This is a genomic window from Streptomyces sp. NPDC056479 (assembly GCF_042795335.1).
Taxonomy (GTDB): Bacteria; Actinomycetota; Actinomycetes; order Streptomycetales; family Streptomycetaceae; genus Streptomyces.
Window position 1 is genome coordinate 180,039 of sequence record NZ_JBHTRZ010000009.1, and the last position, 17,089, is coordinate 197,127.

15 protein-coding genes are annotated in these 17,089 nt (G+C 70.5%); 9 read left to right on the forward strand and 6 right to left on the reverse strand.

Annotation, left to right across the window (positions count from 1 at the left end):
- The first annotated feature begins 41 nt into the window (after positions 1-41).
- Positions 42-215, forward strand: coding sequence for a hypothetical protein (locus ACFQ6S_RS32345; protein WP_383417687.1), 174 nt, complete (start codon positions 42-44; stop codon positions 213-215).
- A gap of 161 nt (positions 216-376) precedes the next feature.
- Positions 377-1,090 (forward strand): response regulator, encoded by a 714-nt coding sequence (locus tag ACFQ6S_RS32350; protein WP_383417690.1) that lies wholly within the window; start codon positions 377-379, stop codon positions 1,088-1,090.
- 3 nt (positions 1,091-1,093) lie between these two features.
- On the opposite strand, the gene ACFQ6S_RS32355 is transcribed toward ACFQ6S_RS32350, so the two are convergent.
- From ACFQ6S_RS32355 to ACFQ6S_RS32375, 5 genes are read right to left on the reverse strand one after another with little or no spacing between them, the layout of a single operon-like run.
- Entirely contained in the window at positions 1,094-2,167 is a 1,074-nt protein-coding gene (locus tag ACFQ6S_RS32355; RefSeq protein ID WP_383417693.1) for an acyl-CoA dehydrogenase family protein, read from the reverse strand.
- Between the two features lies 1 nt (position 2,168).
- Positions 2,169-3,323 carry an acyl-CoA dehydrogenase family protein gene (locus ACFQ6S_RS32360; RefSeq protein ID WP_383417696.1) on the reverse strand — a complete coding sequence of 385 codons (1,155 nt, stop codon included), beginning with the start codon at positions 3,321-3,323 and terminating at the stop codon, positions 2,169-2,171.
- A gap of 10 nt (positions 3,324-3,333) precedes the next feature.
- Positions 3,334-7,413 carry an amino acid adenylation domain-containing protein gene (locus tag ACFQ6S_RS32365; protein ID WP_383418274.1) on the reverse strand — a complete coding sequence of 1,360 codons (4,080 nt, stop codon included), beginning with the start codon at positions 7,411-7,413 and terminating at the stop codon, positions 3,334-3,336.
- 5 nt (positions 7,414-7,418) lie between these two features.
- Entirely contained in the window at positions 7,419-8,543 is a 1,125-nt protein-coding gene (locus ACFQ6S_RS32370) for a M20/M25/M40 family metallo-hydrolase (protein WP_383417702.1), read from the reverse strand.
- A complete protein-coding gene (locus tag ACFQ6S_RS32375) occupies positions 8,540-9,418 on the reverse strand; it encodes a RimK family alpha-L-glutamate ligase (RefSeq protein ID WP_383417705.1) in 879 nt (292 codons plus the stop codon). The genes ACFQ6S_RS32370 and ACFQ6S_RS32375 overlap by 4 nt, the downstream gene beginning before the upstream one ends.
- A 275-nt stretch (positions 9,419-9,693) precedes the next feature.
- Between ACFQ6S_RS32375 and ACFQ6S_RS32380 the strand changes: the two genes are divergently transcribed.
- From ACFQ6S_RS32380 to ACFQ6S_RS32410, 7 genes are all read left to right on the forward strand, one after another.
- On the forward strand, positions 9,694-10,425 hold the full coding sequence (locus ACFQ6S_RS32380) for a sulfotransferase family protein (RefSeq protein WP_383417708.1): 732 nt from the start codon (positions 9,694-9,696) through the stop codon (positions 10,423-10,425).
- Positions 10,426-10,569: 144 nt separating this feature from the next.
- Positions 10,570-11,157 carry a hypothetical protein gene (locus ACFQ6S_RS32385; protein ID WP_383417711.1) on the forward strand — a complete coding sequence of 196 codons (588 nt, stop codon included), beginning with the start codon at positions 10,570-10,572 and terminating at the stop codon, positions 11,155-11,157.
- A gap of 1 nt (position 11,158) precedes the next feature.
- Entirely contained in the window at positions 11,159-12,211 is a 1,053-nt protein-coding gene (locus ACFQ6S_RS32390; protein ID WP_383417714.1) for a BtrH N-terminal domain-containing protein, read from the forward strand.
- 43 nt (positions 12,212-12,254) lie between these two features.
- Positions 12,255-13,550, forward strand: a complete 1,296-nt coding sequence (locus ACFQ6S_RS32395) for a DegT/DnrJ/EryC1/StrS family aminotransferase (RefSeq protein ID WP_383417717.1) — start codon at positions 12,255-12,257, stop codon at positions 13,548-13,550.
- On the forward strand, positions 13,547-14,389 hold the full coding sequence (locus tag ACFQ6S_RS32400) for a transketolase (protein WP_383417720.1): 843 nt from the start codon (positions 13,547-13,549) through the stop codon (positions 14,387-14,389). The genes ACFQ6S_RS32395 and ACFQ6S_RS32400 overlap by 4 nt, the downstream gene beginning before the upstream one ends.
- The gene (locus ACFQ6S_RS32405; RefSeq protein WP_383417723.1) at positions 14,386-15,354 is read left to right on the forward strand and encodes a transketolase family protein; all 969 of its coding nucleotides are present in this window, start codon (positions 14,386-14,388) and stop codon (positions 15,352-15,354) included. Before ACFQ6S_RS32400 ends, ACFQ6S_RS32405 begins: the two co-directional genes overlap by 4 nt.
- Positions 15,351-15,530 carry a lysine biosynthesis protein LysW gene (locus tag ACFQ6S_RS32410; RefSeq protein WP_383417726.1) on the forward strand — a complete coding sequence of 60 codons (180 nt, stop codon included), beginning with the start codon at positions 15,351-15,353 and terminating at the stop codon, positions 15,528-15,530. Before ACFQ6S_RS32405 ends, ACFQ6S_RS32410 begins: the two co-directional genes overlap by 4 nt.
- 237 nt (positions 15,531-15,767) lie before the next feature.
- Here the strand turns inward: ACFQ6S_RS32410 and ACFQ6S_RS32415 are convergent, their stop codons facing one another.
- Positions 15,768-17,000 (reverse strand): ATP-grasp domain-containing protein, encoded by a 1,233-nt coding sequence (locus ACFQ6S_RS32415; protein ID WP_383417729.1) that lies wholly within the window; start codon positions 16,998-17,000, stop codon positions 15,768-15,770.
- Positions 17,001-17,089 lie beyond the last annotated feature (89 nt).

Below are 17,089 nucleotides of genomic sequence, written 5' to 3' on the forward strand. Positions count from 1 at the left end.
CGGAGTCGAAAAGGCCTGCCGTTCTGAAGGAGCTCACACTTATGCGCGCCACTCCTATCGCCGCCTCCGCCCTCGCTCTCGGCGCACTTCTGGGGGGATTCACGGCCTCCTCCGACGCCGACGCGCCGGAGAGCGTCCAGCAGCGCACCGTCGCCGCCGGCTCCGCGACGGGCGGGGTCGTCCTCGCGCACCGTGGCAACAACGGCAACGGCTGATCGAACCCGCGTCCGGTCTCCCTTCACGTCACACAGGTTGCTGCATGTCACGTCGATGAGGCCGTACAGATGCCTTCCGGAGCGAGCCTCGCACCCTCGCGCACCGCGATCCGGTTCAGGACAGCGAGGCTGCTTCGTCATCCTTATCGAGGGGGAACACAATGACCATTCGGGTTCTCATCTGTGACCAGTTGCCTGTTATCGCGGACGGTCTGAGGACCCTCCTCGACGCGGTGCCGGACATCGACGTGATCGGCACGACCGACAACGGCATGGAAGCCATCGTTCGTGTACGCACCACGCGGCCCGATGTCGTGGTGACGGACCTGAACCTCCAGACCATCTCCGGCCTGGAGATGATCCGCAGGCTCGGCAAGGAGGACGAGCCGCCCAACGTAGTCGTGTTCACCGCGTCCGACGCCGACAAGACCGTGAGCGACGTGCTGCACGCCGGCGCGAGCTGCCTGCTCGGCAAGGACGCGAGCCCGCAGGAGCTGATCACCGCTATCCAGGCGGCGGCCGCCGGGCAGACCATGCTCGCACCGAGCATCGCCCAGCGCCTCGTCAGCTGGTTCCGTGCGCAGCCGGAGCCCCAGGAGGCCGCGGCCTGCCCGGAGGTGACCGAGCTGACCCCGCGGGAACGGGAAGTGACCCGGATGGTGGCGCAGGGCATGTCCACCGAGGAGGTGGCCCGCGAACTCATCATCGGTGAGGCCACGGTCCGTACCCATCTCTACCGAGTGCGCACCAAGCTCGGCGTCCGCGACCGCGCCGAGCTTGTGTCACTGGCCTACCGGACCGGGCTCATCCACTCGGCCGGACAGCCCCTCGCGGACGAGAGGCTGGAGCCGGCCATCGGCCTGCGCGCGAGTTGACCCCTACTGCCGGGCCGCCGCCGTGACCGGAGAACCCGCCCCGGCGGCGGCGCCCCGGGCCGTGCGGACGCGGTCGGCGCCGACGATCCGCCACAGTGCGGCGGGATCGCCGTACCGGGCCGACTCGGCCGCGGCCAGCCGGAAGTACCGGTGCAGACCCAGTTCCGCCGTCATCGCGCGCACCCCGCAGCTCTGCATGCTCAGCCGCACCACCTCGCGCGCGGTCTCGGCGGCCATCGCCAGCGCCACGACCGGTGCGGTACCGACCTCGTCCGGGTCGGAGTCGACCGACCAGGCCGCCTGGTACACCGCCGCCCTGGTCGCACGCAACGCCACCATGGCCCGCGCCAACGGAAAGGAGACCGCTGACAGATCACGCAGCCTGGTGCCGAACTGCCGCCGGAAACCGGCGTATCCCACGGCGATCTGGTGCGCGCCGTCGGCGATGCCCAGCAGGTAGGCCGCCTGCCGGAGCCGCGCTCGCGCGAGCGGACCGGTGGGCGAGTCGTCCAGCGCCCCGACCATGTCGGCAGCGGTGACCGGTGTGGCCGCCAACCGGACGACCGGCGGCCGGCACTCGCTCTGCGTGGTGCGGCCGGCCGCCCCGCGTGCCACCGCGACGAGCACCGGCTCGCCGCCCGTCCTGGTGGCCACGAGAAGCGTCCCGGGTTCCGGGTCGTCGACCGTGACCGTGCCGGTCAGCTCCCAGCCGCCCGCGCGCGGGGTCGCGGTGACCCGGTTGCCGACCGGCAGTGCTTCCAGTCCGGCCAGTGCCGCGCCTGCCGGACCACCCATGTCGGCCGCCATCGCGTCGGCCCGGTAGGAGTTGCCGCGTGCCGCGCGGCCGAGTTCCTCGCTGACCAGCGCCCCGGCGGCCAGGCCGAGGCCGAGTCCGCCGGCGGAGGCCGGCCGTTCGAAGTCGGCCGCGCCCAGCGCGTCGAGGACGGTCCGGGTCGGGCCGGTCGCTCCGTCGGCCACCGGCGCGCCATGCACCCCGTCCGGGGCGGGCACGCCGGCGAGGCCGTCGCGCAGTGCCTTGCGCAACTGCACGAAGAGAGGGTCGGGGGTGAGGTCCATGTCAGTGCTCCTCCTGTCCGAGGGAGTCGAACGCGGCGGCCATGATCTGGAGCATCACCTCGGAGGTACCCGCCGACAGCGTGAGCCCCGGCGCCTCTCGAAAGGCCGAGTCCAGGGTCAGAGCCGCTCGTGTGCGGTCGGCCCGCTGCTCAGGGGTGGGGACGTCGGCGGCCCACGCCGCGACGCTCTGGGCGAGTTCGCTGCTGTGGTACTTCGCGACGGCGGTCGAGACCTGGTCGACCTGTTCCGACGCCAGGCCGGTGAGCACCTCCCAGGCGAGGACGTGGTCGGCGGTGAGCGCGCCGTACCAGCGTCCGATCTGTTCGAGGTGCGCGTCGTGCGGGTCGTCGGCCCCGTGGTCGGTCAGTGCCTCCAGTGCCGCCTCCAGCCAGTGTTCGGCCTTGAGGTAGTAGTCGAGACCGGTGCGTTCGATGGCCAGTGCCTCATTGAGCAGCGGCCACCCCTCGTCGCGCGGCCCGAGGAGGTTCTCGCCCGGCACCGGCACCGCGTCCAGGTCGATGCGGTGGAAGTGCTCGTCGCCGATGCCCGGGATGAGCGACACCGCTACGCCGGGAGCGTTCATGTCGACCAGGAACAGACTGATCCCCTGGTACTTCCCGGCACCCGGCGTCGTGCGGGCCGCGCACAGCCCGAGGTCCACGAACCGGGTCTTCAGGCTGAACACCTTGGTGCCCGTGATCCGGTAGCCGTCGCCGTCCGGTTCGGCCACGGCCCGCAGCGCGCCGAGATCCGATCCCGCGTCCGGTTCGGTGTAGAGCACCGAAGCGAAACTCTCACCGCGGGCCAGCGCGGGCAGATACCGGCGCTTCTGCTCGTCGCTGCCCGCCATCACCAGGAACTGGCCGACGATCTGGATGGTGTTGACATGCAGGGTGTCCGGCACCCCCGCGCGCACCAGTTCCTCGGCGACGATCGCGGCATCTGTCAGCGGGCGCCCCTCTCCGCCGTACTCGACGGGCCAGTGCACGGCAAGCAGCCCCAGCTTGCCGAGCAGGCGGTAGAGCGGGCGAGCGTCCGGCTCGACACCGTCCGCGCCGGTGGCCTCCGCCGCCGCGGCCCGCACCTCCGCGGACCGCAGCGTCCTGCGTACGTCCGCCCGGAACCGTTGTTGATCCTCGGTGAACCCGAACCGCATGTGCGTCTCCTCAAGAGGCGAGCGTCTCTTCGATCGCCGCGACTACCCGGCTCAATGCCGGTTCTGTGAAAAGGGTGTAGTGATCGCCGGGCACGTTCTCCGCCCGGAACCGGCCCGTGCTCACCGTCCGCCACCGCTCACCCACGGCGTTGTCCGGCGAGGCGGCGAGCACCGTGACCGGTCCGCCGTACGGACCCGGTGGGCGGTACGCCTGCATCGACAGGGCGCAGGACCGGAAGGTCGCGAAGCGGGAGGCCAACTCCTGCTCGGTGAGGTCCAGTTCGACGCCGACGCGCGACAGGGTCCGCGCGACGTCGGCCGTGCCGGCCACCGGATCGTCCAGCACCGCCCGAATCGACGGGGTGTCGCGCCCGGTCAGCCTGGCGACGTCGTGCACGAACCGCTGGCGTACCGTCGGCTCGTCGAGCGGGTCGGTGTCCTCGTCGTAGTCGGCGTCCAGCAGCACCACCGGTGGCCGTAGCCCGGTCTCCCGCTCGATCTGCCGGGCGACCTCGAAGGCGAGCACACCGCCGTAGGACCAGCCGGCCAGGCAGCACGACTCCGGCAGGCCGCGCGCGGTCAGCGCCTGCGCGATCCTGGCGGCGGTCGCCGCCATCCCCTCGTGCGGGGCGACGGCGGCGTCCTGCGGATCGGCGGAGAAACCGATCACGCCGATGTCCTCGCGCAGCGCCCGGAGCAGCGGCATGTAGCAGAACAGCTCACCGCCCGAGGGGTGCAGCAGGACGACCTGAGCCGGGCCCGACGAACGCATCACCACCGGTGCCCGGTCGTCGCCCGGTCCGGCCAGGCTCGCCAGCGCGTCGAGCGGATCGCCGTCGTCGTCGCGCCGTGCGGCGCGGACGGAGTCGATGGTGGCGGCCAGGTGCGCGACGGTGGGGGAGACGAAGAAGTCGCCGAGCGAGATCTCCACCCCGAACCGGCGGTTGATCGCGGACATCAGCTGAACGGCCTGCAGACTGTTGCCGCCCGCCAGGAAGAAGTCGTCGCGCACACCGATCCGGCCGTCGTGCAGCAGGGGAGCGAGCACGTCGTGCAGCAGCCTGCGCTCCGTCTCGGTGACCGTCGCGTCGCCCGGTTCGCTGTCCGTACGCGTCAGGTCCGGCGGCGGCAGCCTGCGCCAGTCGACCTTGCCGCTGCTGGTGAGCGGCAGCTCGTCGAGCACCACGAAGTACGACGGGATCATGTACGACGGCAGGAGCGTGCCGAGATGCTCGCGCACCGACGGCACCTGCTGCTCGGCGATGCCCGTCACATAGCCGACCAGGTGCTTGTCACCGGAGTCGTCGGCCCACGCCCGTACGTTGACCGGCCCGATCCCCTCGAAGCCGGTCAGCGCCGACTCCACCTCGCCCAGCTCGATCCGCAGCCCGCGGATCTTGACCTGCTGGTCGAGCCGGCCGAGGAAGACCAGCCGTCCGTCCGCCAGCCGCTTCACCAGGTCGCCGGTGCGGTACAGCCGTCCGCCGGGCGCGGTGCCGAACGGGTCGGTGACGAACTTCTCCGCGGTGAGCTCCTCGCGTCGGAGATAGCCGCGCGCGAGCCCGGCACCGCCGATCACCAGCTCACCCGGCACACCGACCGGCACCTGGCGAAGGTCACCGTCCAGCACATGCGCCACATGGTTGGTCATGGGCAGACCGATCGGCGGCGAGGCCTCCCAGGTGCCCCCGCACTCCTCCACGATCATCGTCACCGTGCACTCGGTCGGCCCGTAGCCGTTGAACAGCCGCCTGCCCGGGTTCCAGCGGTTCACCAGCTCACCGCTGAACGCCTCGCCGCCGACGAACGCGATCCGCAGGGCGGCGAACTTCTCCGGCGCCAGCAGCGGCATCACGGTCGGAGGCAGATCGATGACGGTGATGCCGGCCCGTTCCATCAGCGCTTGGAGCCGGTCGATGGACAGCCGCTCGTCCTCGGTCGCCAGGTACAGCCGCGCTCCGGTCAACAGCGCCGAGAACGTCTCGAACACGGAGACGTCGAAGGTCACCGAGGCGAACCCGAGCACCCGGTCGGCCGGCGTCAGATCGAACAGGTCGCGCGTGGAGTCGATGAAGTTGACGACGCCTCGGTGTTCGAGCAGTACGCCCTTCGGCCGGCCGGTGCTGCCGGAGGTGTAGATGACGTACGCGATGTCGCCGGGCTTCGCGGCGAGCGGCGGGTTCCCGTCGGGCATCGCGGCCAGGTCGTCGCGGACGTCGTCCAGCGTCACGACGGGCGCGTCGACCTCGCTCACGGTCTTGACGACGTCGGCGTGCGCGAGCACCGCGCTGACCTCCGCGTCGGCGGCGATCTCCGCGACCCGGGCGGGCGGGTGTGTGGTGTCGAGCGGCACATAGGCCGCGCCCGCCTTGAGCACCGCGAGCATCGCGGTCGTCACGTCCACGTTCCTGCGCAGGCACAGGCCGACCCGTGAGCCCGGCTCGACGCCGTGCTTGCGCAGCAGGGCGGCGAGCCGGTTCGCGCGGGCGTTGAGCTCGGCGTAGCTGGTCTCGACGCCGGCGACGACGACCGCCACGCCGTCCGGCGACTCCTGGACGCGTGCCTCGAACTCCTGCACGACGGTGGATTCGCGGATCGGCCGCATCGGCCCCTGGCCGACCTCGGCGAGGAACTCCTTGTCCGCCGTGCTCAGCACCTCGGCGGTGGACAGCGGGGCGTCCGGCGCGGAGGTCAGGGTGCGCAGCAGTCCGTCGTAGTGCCGGGCGAACCTGGCGATGCTGTCGGCGTCGAACAGGTCGGTGTTGAACTCGATACGCAGCAGCGCCTCCCCGGCGGCCGACGGCCGCGTCAGGCTCCAGCTCATGTCGAACCGGGAGGCTCCGGACCGGACGCGCTCCTGCGAGGCGACGAGACCGGGCCAGGAGGCGGTGCGCACGCCCTCGGCGCCGAAGTCCTCCGTGCCGAAGACGATCTGGAAGATCGGTGAACGGGAAGGGTCGTGGACCGGGTTCACCGCGTCGACCAGCCTGTCGAACGACAGCCCGCCGTGCTCGTACGCCTCGGACGACACCCGCGCGACCCGCCGGACCAGCTCACGGAACGTCGGGTCGCCGGAGACATCGGCGCGCAGCACCCTCATGTCGGTGAAGAGTCCGACCACGGAGGACAGGGCGTCGTGCGGTCGGCCCGCGTCCGGCGAGCCGATCACCAGGTCCTGCAGGCCGGAGTAGCGGTGCAGCAGGGTGAAGAAGGCGGCGACGAGGACGTCGAACGGGCTCGTGCCTTCCTTTCGGGCCAACTCCCCCGCCCGCTCCAGGCCTTCGTGCCCGACCGTGAAGTCGCCGCTGCCGCCGGCGAAGGTCCGGCTGTCACCGCGGGGACGGTCGGTCGGGAACTCCAGCACCTCGGCGCCCGCGAGCCTGTCCCGCCAGTAGCCGCCCAGCCTGTCCAGGTCACCGCTGTCGAGCCGGCCGCGCTGCCACACCGCGTAGTCGGGGTACTGCACTTCAGGACGGGACAGCCGCGGCGTGTCGCCGTCGCACGACGACCGGTAGCACTCCGCGAGTTCCCGCAGCAGGACCTCCTGCGAGTGGGCATCGCACACGAGTCGGGGGATGTCGAGCACGAACAGGTGATCGTCCTGCGCCACCCTGATCAGCATCGCGCGCCACATGGGCGTCCGGCTCGGGTCGAAGGGCGCCCCGGCCCGTTCCTGGACCAGGGTCCGGGCGGCGGCGAGTCGCTGCTCGTGGTCGTCGCCCGCCACCTCGACCAGCGGCAGTTCGACCGGGACCTCGGTGGCGACCACCTGCATGGGGCGGCCCTCGCGTTCCACGATCGCGGTCCGCAGCGACTCGTGCCTGGCCACGACCCCGGCCAGCGCCGAGCGCAGCGCGGTCACGTCCAGTTCGCCCTGGAGGCGCAGGCACAGCGGCGCGTCGGAGGCGGGGCCGTCCGGGGCCGGGCGATCGAGGAACCGGAGGGTGCGCTGCGCGTGCGACAGCGGCGCCGGACCTGAGTCACCGCGCGGCATCGGACCCCGCCGGGCCGCGGCCTCCACCTGTTCCCTCAGCCGGGCGAGAAACCCTTCGCGGCGTTCCGCGGGCAGCGCGGCGAGGCGCTGGGTCATGCCGGTCACCTGAGACTCCTAATGGGCTGCGGCGCGTTGATCACCCGGTCGTCCGGGCGGGCGGGCAGGTGTGCCAACTCGGAGACGGCGAGAGTGAGCACGTCGATGCCGCGCATGAAGTCCGACAGGATGATGTGCTCGTCGTCGGAGTGATCGAGGCTGCTGTCGCCCGGTCCGTAGGTCGCCATCGGGATGTCCCAGACCTCGGCGAGGGTGTTCATGTCCGAGGTGGCCGTCTTCACCACCAGCCGTGGCTGGGCGTGCAGCCGCCGGACACCGGTCACCAGCGCGCGGACCACCGGGTCGGCCCGGCCCACCCGGCAGGCCGCCACCGAGTTCAGTACTTCGAGGTCGCCGGCCGGCAGCCGGTCCCGCAGTTCGCGCACCAGCCCGTCGACGTCGAATCCCGGCGGGATGCGGACGCTGAGGTCCGCCGTCGCCGTGGTCAGATCGCCGTTGAGTTGACAGAGCGTCGCGCCCGGCTGGGCGAACACGTCATGGCTCGCGTCCGGGCCGAGCAGCTCGACCAGCGCGTCCCAGCAGGCGACGGCCAGTTCGGACGCCTTCGGCGCCGGGTTGCTCGGGTGCGTGGCGGGACACTTGACGGTGTAGCGCAGGTCGAGCTTGCCCTTGTAGCCGAGCACCACGCTCGACCAGCCGCTCGGTTCCCCGATGATCAGCGCGTCCGGCCGGTCGTGGGTGGCCCGGATCGCCATCGCACCGCGGGAGCGCGGGGTCTCCTCCTCGACGACGCCGATCACCACGATCCGCCCGCGGAAGTCCACCGCGCCGGCCGCCGCGCAGATCATCGCCGCGAGCGGTCCCTTCGCGTCCACCGCGCCACGGCCGTAGAGCCTGCCGTCCTCGGAGCGGACCGGGACATGGCCGGAGACGGTGTCCATGTGCCCCAGCAGCATCACGGTGGGGCCGTCGCCGCGTTCGATCACGCCGACGACATTGCCGACCCCGTCGATGTGCGTCCGGAAACCCAGGTCCGTCATCGCCTCGGCCAAGTAGTCGGCCAGCGCGCGCTCCTGGTAGGACGCGGAAGGGATCTCCAGCATCTTGCGCAGCAGTCCGAGCGCGTAGGTCTCGGTGACACTGCCGGATGAAGTGAACGCCCAGTTCATCGCTGTGCTCGTTCCAGTAGATGGCCGACGATGTGGTCCGCGACATCGACGCGGTCGGCGAGCGCGGCCTGGAAACCGCTGAACTCCACCCGGTGATTGACCTCCAGCACCAGCAGCCGGCCGTCACGGTCCTCGATCAGGTCCACACCGGCGATGTCGGCACCGACCGCCGCGGCGGCGTCGATCGAGAACTTGGTGATCTCCGGTGTCACCTCGCACGGCCGGGCCTGTCCGCCGAGCGCCACATTGGTGCGCAACGACTCCCCGGTCCGGTAGACGGCGCCCAGCACCTCACCACCGACCACGATCACCCTGATGTCCCGGTCGGGTTTGTCGATCAGCTCCTGCACGTACCCGAGATGGGACTGCGGGCCGGGCAGCGCGGCGACGTACTCGAGCACGCCCTCCGCGCCGGCCCGGTCGGGCAGCCGCGCCACCAGCCGCCCCCAGGAGCCGACCAGCGGTTTGATCAGAGCCGGGTAGCCGATGGACTCCAGCGCGGCCAGCGTGGCCTTCGGCGTGAGGGCGAGCGCGGTGCGCGGCGTCGGCACCCCGGCCGCCTCGAGGACCTGGCTGGTGCGCCACTTGTCGCCGCACACCTCGGTCGCGTCCGTGCTGTTGACCACGACGACACCGGCCGCGGCGAGGCAGCGGGCGGCGTACGTCGCGCGCACCTGGCCTATCTCCCGGTTCAGCGCGTAACTCCAGGGCAGGTCGCGCTGCCCCGCCAGGAACCACTGTTCGCGTGTGTCGACATGGTCGAAGGGGACCCCACGCCGGTCGAGGGCGTCGAACAGTCGTTTCTCGTCCGCGCCGACCCTGCTGGCGAGTACGGCGATCCCGCCGTCACCTGAGCGCTTCGGTGTCGCTGACACGTGACCTCCGTATTGGGAACACTGACTGACCGGACGGCATTACCGGCCTGCCGCGTCAAAAGGACGGTACGAGCACGCCGATACCCCGTGCGTCCGCGGCAAGTTCATTTGCGGGGACGCATCGCGTTGACTTACCCCGCCGGTGACTGCGCATTTCACTTACCCGGCCCCGGTGACGTCCGTGGCACGCTGGACGGGATTCGAATACCTGCCGCAAAAGTCACTGCGCGCTTTCCGACCGGCTGCATTCAGTCGAGCCAGACAAGAGGGGAAACGTGGGACACACACCAGAGCAGATCCCGGTGCTCGCACTGTGGAGCGCGCCGCGCTCTCGCTCCACCGCGTTCGCGCGGATGATGACGGAGCGGGGCGACCGCGTCGTCGTGCACGAGCCCTTCTCCCAAGTCGTCGACTTCGGTGAGGCGGAGGTCGCCGACCGGGTCGCGCACAATGAGCAGGACGTGCTCGCGGCGCTGCGCGCCATCGCGGCCGAGAAGCCCGTGTTCTTCAAGGACACCACGGACTTCCACTACCCGACGCTGCTGGCCGACGAGGCCTTCCTCTCGGCCGCGACACACACCTTCATCATCCGGCACCCGGCCGAGGCCATCGCCTCGCACCATGCGCTCAACCCGAACCTCGGCCGTGACGAGGTCGGCTTCGCCTGGCTGTACGAGATCTTCACCGCCGTGCAGGCCGCCACCGGCACCACGCCCGTCGTGATCGACTCCGACGACCTGCTCGACCGGCCGGCCGAGACCGTACGGGCGTACTGCTCGGCGGTGGGCATTCCCTACCTCCCGGACGCACTGAGCTGGGACCCGGGCATGCGGTCGGAGTGGCAGGCGACCAGCAAGTGGCACCAGTCGACCAGTCGGACCGCCGGATTCACCCGCGGCACCGGCGACGGACACGAGAAGGTCGAGGCGGACCCGGTCCTGCGGGCCTACCGCGACCACCACCTGCCCTACTACGAGAAGCTGCGCGCCGCCGGGCTCCGGCCGTGACGTCCAGCGGAATAGTCAGCGTGATTACCCGGCGAGTACGCCGGAACAGAATTCGGGTATTCAAGGTAATCACCCTGCGGACGAGACGTGCGAATCGGCGGCCTAGATTTGAAACGTAAAACTCCGTTCCAGCGAGGTGGTCACTTGACGGGCATTTCGGTGTCCTCCGCCAAAAGCAGGCTGTGCGATCCGGTCGACATATCCGGCCATCGCAACAACACAGCCATCTCCGCGGCGACGGAGACCAAGGCGGGGGCATTCAATGTGTGGGGGAACTCGTTTGCGGCCGAATATCTGCCGGCCGGCAAGAGCCTCGTCCACGTGGACGGTGTTCCCTTTGATTTTCCTCCGGTCTGCGACGGACCGGACAACGTCCGCTGTGCCGGGCAGTTCATCGCCGTCCCGGCGGGTCGCTACGACTGGATACATGTCCTGGCCGCGTCCGAACGGCGCTGCGAGGACACGGTCGACCTGAGCTTCGCCGACGGTTCGGTCGACGCGGAACCGCTGCGGGTCTCCGACTTCTGGGCGGCGCCCGGGTGGTTCGGCGAGGTCAAGGCGTTCGAGAGCCTGGTCATGCACTACCCGCACCACGTGCAACGAGGCATTCCCGCTGTCATGTGGGCGCAGCGGGTGCCGGTCACCCGGCGCGCCGAGCTGACCGGCATCCTGCTGCCGCGCAACGTCGCGGTGCATGTCTTCGCGGTCACCCTCCAGCGGACGGAGATCTGACATGACCGTCGACACGACGGCACGGACGTACATGATCACCGGCCCGGAACCCGAGTTGTGGTACCGCGACCTCATCAGCTGCCTCCAGGCCACGTTCGGTTCGCTGCTGGCACGGGCGGGCGCCGATCCGCTGGAGGTGCTCGGAGCGGGCTGGCGGTTTCTGCACCTGCCGGGCGACGTGCGGTCCGAGGAGTTCTACTACCCGTGCCCGCCCGGCGAGTCGGAGAGCGTCGACCTCGGGGCCGCACTGGCCCCCCACCACGAACTGCACTCGCGCTGGTGGCAGCCCGCCGACGAGAACGACGTCTGGCGGGAGGTGCGCGAGACGCTGGCCGACGACCGGCTGGTCATCGCCGCCGTGGACAACTTCCACCTGCCCTTCCGGCCCGCGTACGGAGACGTGCACGCCGCGCACCTCGTGGTGATCTACGGCCTCGACGAGACCCGCGGCGTGGTCTACGTCTCGGACGCGATGCCGCCCGCCTTCCGCGGTGCCGTCCCGATCGAGGAGTTCCTGAAGAGCTGGGGTTCGGCGAACCCCACCGACGTCCAGGACGCCTTCTTCAGTGACTCGCGGATCGGCAGGCGCTGCCTCGACGTCCGTCTCGACGCCCCGCCCGCGCCGCTGACCCCCGAACTGCTCGGCGGCTACCTGCGCACCGATGTCGAGGCCTTCACCACGGCCGGTTCGGCGCGCACCGGCCTCGCCGGCTACGACGAATTCGCCGGCGAACTGCTCGACCGGTGCCGGGCCTCGGACGCCGGGGCGCTGCGCGAGCTGTATCCGTTCGGCTGGGGCATGCAGGCGCAGGCCTCGCTCCACGGTGAACTGCTGCGCCGCTGCGGCCACCGATGGAACGATCCGGCGCTCGCCGGAGCGGGACGGGCGGTCGAGGCCGTCGCGCACGCGTGGACCGGACTGCGGTTCACCGGTGCGCACGGCCTCGCGGACCCGCGAGCCGCCTCGACCGACATCGCACGCCACGCCACGTTGCTGCGCGGCGCCTACGCGCGCGCGGTCGACGCCGTCGGCGCGGCGGCGGCACGACTGTGACCGCGCGCGGATCGATCACCGTGACCCTGTGGAGTGGAGAGTGATGAGCAAGCTGGCAGCGTTCGGCGGTACGGCGACCGTGCCGAGGGAACGGCGCCGTGTGGAGTGGCCGCTGGTCGAGGACGAGGACCGCAAGGCCGTCCTCGACGCGCTCGACGGCGCGAGACTGGTGTCCGACACGGACGGTGTGAACCCGGTGTCCCTTCTGGAGGAGAACTGGGCCCGCCGCTTCGGATTCGAGCACTGCGTCGCGGTGTCCAACGGCACCGCGGCACTGTCCCTCGCGCTGGCCGCGCTCGGCGTCGGGCCGGGGGACGAGGTGATCGTGCCCGCGCTCAGCTTCATCGCCACCGGGCTCGCACCGGTGCACCAGATGGCCGTTCCCGTCTTCGCCGACATCGACCCGGTCACCTTCAACATCGATCCGGACGACGTGGAGCGCCGGATCACGTCCCGCACCAAGGCGATCATCCCCGTGCATCTGCACGGTGCGCCCGCCGACATGGACCGGATCACCGAGATCGCGCGCAAGCACGGCATCGCGGTGATCGAGGACGCCGCACAGGCCCCCGGGGCGACCCACCGTGGCCGGCCGGTCGGCGGGATCGGCGACGCGGGTGCCTTCAGCCTCCAGGTCAGCAAGAACATTCCGACCTGTGGCGAAGGCGGCCTGCTGGTGACCCGCGACGCCGATCTGGCCGAGGCGATGCGCCGCGGCAGGCAGTTCGGCGAGGTGATCGAGAGCGGTCGCGAACGCGACTACGTCTCCTACGGCCTGGGCTGGAACTACAAGATGAACGCCCTCCAGGCCGCGTTCACCGACGCACAGCTCGCCCGGTTCGACGAGTACGAGCGCGCCCGGCAGCACAACATCACCGGGTTCCTCGCGCGGCTCTCGAAGCTGCCCGGCCTGCGGGTGCCGACCGCGCTGCCGGACACCACCCACGCCTGGCACATCCTGCGGTTCCGGTTCGACCCGGCCGCGTTCGACCTGGACGGGGTGCGGCCCGAGGCGCTGCGCTCGGCTCTGCGGCGGCTGCTGCGCGCCGAGGGCGTACCGATGTCGCAGTACCAGCTCATGCCGCTGCCGGACCAGAAGGTGTTCGTGGACCGCCTCGGCTTCGGCTCGGGCTACCCGTGGTCCGTGACCGGCGCGCCCGGAACGGCCGCGGGTGAGGGCTACCCGGTGACCCGCGCGGTCATCGCCGACTCCCTGACCATCCAGAAGCGCCACCTCCACCCGGGATCGGGCGAGCTGCTCGATCTGTACGCGGACGCCTTCGAGAAGGTGTGGGCGAACAGCGAGATGGTGGCGACGCTCGCGAAGGCGGCCTCATGACCGTCACCCAGCTCCTAGAGCGGGACACCCTCGACACCGTCGCCGCACGCATCCGCTCGCACGTCGTCGACATGTGCGCGGGGCCCGAAGGCGGCCATCTCGGCGGCGCGTTCTCCAGCGCCGATGTGCTCGCCGCGCTGTACTTCTCGGTGCTGAACGTGGACCCGCAGCGACCGGACGACCCCGATCGCGACCGCTTCCTGCTCAGCAAGGGCCATGCCGCCGTCGGCCTCTACGCGACGCTGGCGGAACGGGGCTTCTTCCCGGTCGAGGAACTCGCCGGATACGCACAGCCCGGCAGCAGACTGATGGGGCACCCCGTACGCGCCGTGCCCGGTGTGGAGATGCCGACCGGTTCGCTCGGTCACGGACTCGCGCTGGGCTGCGGATTCGCGCTGGCCGCCCGGTACGCCGGCCGTGACGCGCGCAGCTTCGTCCTGCTCGGCGACGGCGAGCTCCAGGAAGGCTCGGTCTGGGAGGCGGCCATCGCGGCCGCGTCGCTGCGCCTGGACCGCCTAGTCGCGATCGTGGACCGCAACGGACTGCAGCTGACCGGCTCCACCGAGGGCATCGCGCCGATGGAACCGCTGGCCGACCGCTGGCGCAGCTTCGGCTGGGCGGTACGCGACGTGGACGGCCACGACCCGGACCAGCTGGCGGACCATCTGGGCGCCGCACCGTGGGAACTGGGCAAACCGAGCGTGCTGATCGCGCGCACGGTCAAGGGCCAGGGGCTCCCGTTCCTCGCCGGCCGCAGTGCCAGCCACTACGTGACGCTGTCGCCGCGCAACCACGCACGCGCGGTCCGCGCGCTACAAGCCACGGAGGCCGCCGAATGAGCCGCGCGACCCGGGAGGCGTACCGGGACACCCTGCTTCCGCTGCTGAAGCGGCATCCCGAACTGATGTGTCTGGACTCCGACACCGGCCTGTTCAACGCCGAGCACGCCGCGGCGGCCGGCGACCAGTACCTCAACATCGGGATCGCCGAGCAGAACCTGATGGGCGTGGCCGCCGGGATGGCCGCGAGCGGGCGGGTCCCGTTCGTCAACACGATGGCCGCCTTCGCCACCTCCCGGGCACTGGAAGCGATCAAGATCGACATCGCCTACAACCGGTTGCCGGTCCGCATCATGGCCACCCACGGCGGCCTCGCCGCGGGCCACCTCGGTCCGACGCATCAGGCCCTGGAAGACCTGGCCGTGATGCGGGTACTGCCCGGAATGACCGTGGTGGTGCCTGCCGACGTCACCGCCACGGAGGCGTTCGTCGAGCAGAGCCTGAATCTCCCCGGACCGCTCTACGTCCGGCTCGGCCGCAAACCGACCCCGCCACTGCCCGCGGCCCCGCCACCGGTCATCGGACGGGCACAGACGCTGCGGCAGGGCGGCGACGTGGTGCTCGCGAGCTGCGGCCCGTACCCGGTGCACGCCTGCCTCGCCGCGGCGGACGTCCTGGCCGAACAGGGCATCGAGGCCACCGTGTTGAACATGCACACCCTGCGGCCGTTCGACACCGAGACGCTGGTGGCCGCCGCGCGGCCGGCCTCGCTCGTGGTGACCCTCGAGGAGCACTGGCGCAGCGGCGGTCTCGGCGGCGCGGTGGCCGAGACGCTGGCGGAGGCGGCGCCCACACGGGTGTTGCGGCTGGGAATGCCGGATCAGTTCGTCGACGAGGTGGGCAACCAGGAACACCTCGTCGCACATTACGACCTCACCGCGGAGCGGGTCGTGAGGGCGGTCCGTACCGCTCTCGACACGGCGGCCCGCTCCGGGAGGACCGATCGGAAGGAACACATCTCATGACCACGACCACTGCGCAGGCCTGCCCGGAGTGCGAGGAGCCGGTACAGATCGGCGATTCGGTGCGGCTCAACGAGATACTGGAGTGCGCGGGCTGCCGGAACGAGCTGGAGATCGTGGCGCTCAGCCCCACGGTGCTCGCCCTCGCGCCCGAGGTCGAAGAGGACTGGGGCGAGTAGTCGTCCGCGGCAACCCGCCCGTCGACACTTTCCCTCGCGGTACTTCGCAACGCGACGACCCGACAGGACCCGGTCCGCCGGCGCCAGGCTTTCACAGCCGGCCCATGCGGACCGGGTCCGCTTCGTTGTGAGCCAAGGTCGCCTTATCCGGCCCCGCACATACAACTGCGCGGTCGTCACACGGATGAAGAATCCCGTGGACGCCGCGCAGCCAGAGCCACTTCTTCTGCGGACTCCCTACCGGGGGCCGATGTCGTAGAGGTAGTCCCGTTCGATCTGCCGCAGCTTCTGATAGTCGGCGAGAATCTGTGCCGGATCGTCGGAGATGAGAAATACGAACCCCGGCTGTGTGGCGACGTCGATCGTCCGGGAGATCGGCTGCCCTTCCGAATGCCTCATGACGGTGAAGACATGGGACGGGAGCGCCCGGATGGCGGCCATCGCCTCGTGGGACGGGGTGATGCCCTGTTCCCGCGGATTGATGAGATGCACGAAACGATGGTGCTCCAGGATCCGGTACGCGGTGGTGGGCAGGCGGTCGAACGCCTCCGGGTTCGCCACGGACAGGGCGAGGAGCTCCACCTGGTTGGTGCCGTAGCAGCGTGTGTTGATGTCCAGAACCTGGCCGCCGCCCATGCGTGCGGCGCTCTCGACGAGCACCGGTCCCCTCGCGGTCAGCATGACCTCGGTGTGACCGGCCGCGTTGTGCACCTCCAGCGCGTCGAGCACCTGGTGGGTGTAGGACTCCAGCTCTCGGGCGACCGGATCGTCCGGTGAAAGGGGCTCGTTGTAGTCGTAGATGATGCTGCCGCCGGGGATGCGAAGCTTGTAGTACCGGCATATCTCGACCGTGTGGTGCCGGCCATCCCGACTGACGGTATTGACGAAGTACTCGTCCCCCTCCAGGAACTCCTGTGCGAGCACCGTGGTGTTGGGCATCCCATGACGGTCGATGCTGTTCATGATTCTCTCGTGAACAGCGCGAATCTGTTCCGGGGACGTGCAGGCCACCACGTTGTCCGTGCTGGAGCTGGCGACCGGCTTCAAGATGACCGGATAGCCCACCGTCTTCTCGGTCCACGCGATGATCTCGTCGACATCGGTCGAGATCAGGCCGGCCGCGTGGGCCAGGCCGGCATCGCGCAGGGCCAGGGCCATCTCGTGCTTGTTGCGGCGGGCGGTCGGTCGGCTCATCCCGTTGCCGGGGGTGCCGAGTTCGGCGGAGAGCCGGTCGGCCAGTTCGACGCCCGCCTCCTGGCCGGCGATCACATGGGTGACGTCGTGCTTGCGCAGTACTGACGCCGTGGCCTCGACGTCGCCGAAGTCCTGGACGTCGTCGATGAAGCCCTCAGGGGCGCTCGACAGGATGACGTCGGGGTTGGGCGAGCGGACATGCACGCACTCGATGTCGTACCGGTCCAGTACGGCCGGCAGGAGGCTCCCTGTCGAGTAGGCGTCGACAATCGCCACTCGCTTCGTTCGTGTACCGAGGCTTGTCGGCATCGTCAGCCACTTCCCTTCTGAGTTGGGCTGGTCCCCGGGACGGGGCCCGCGGGGGA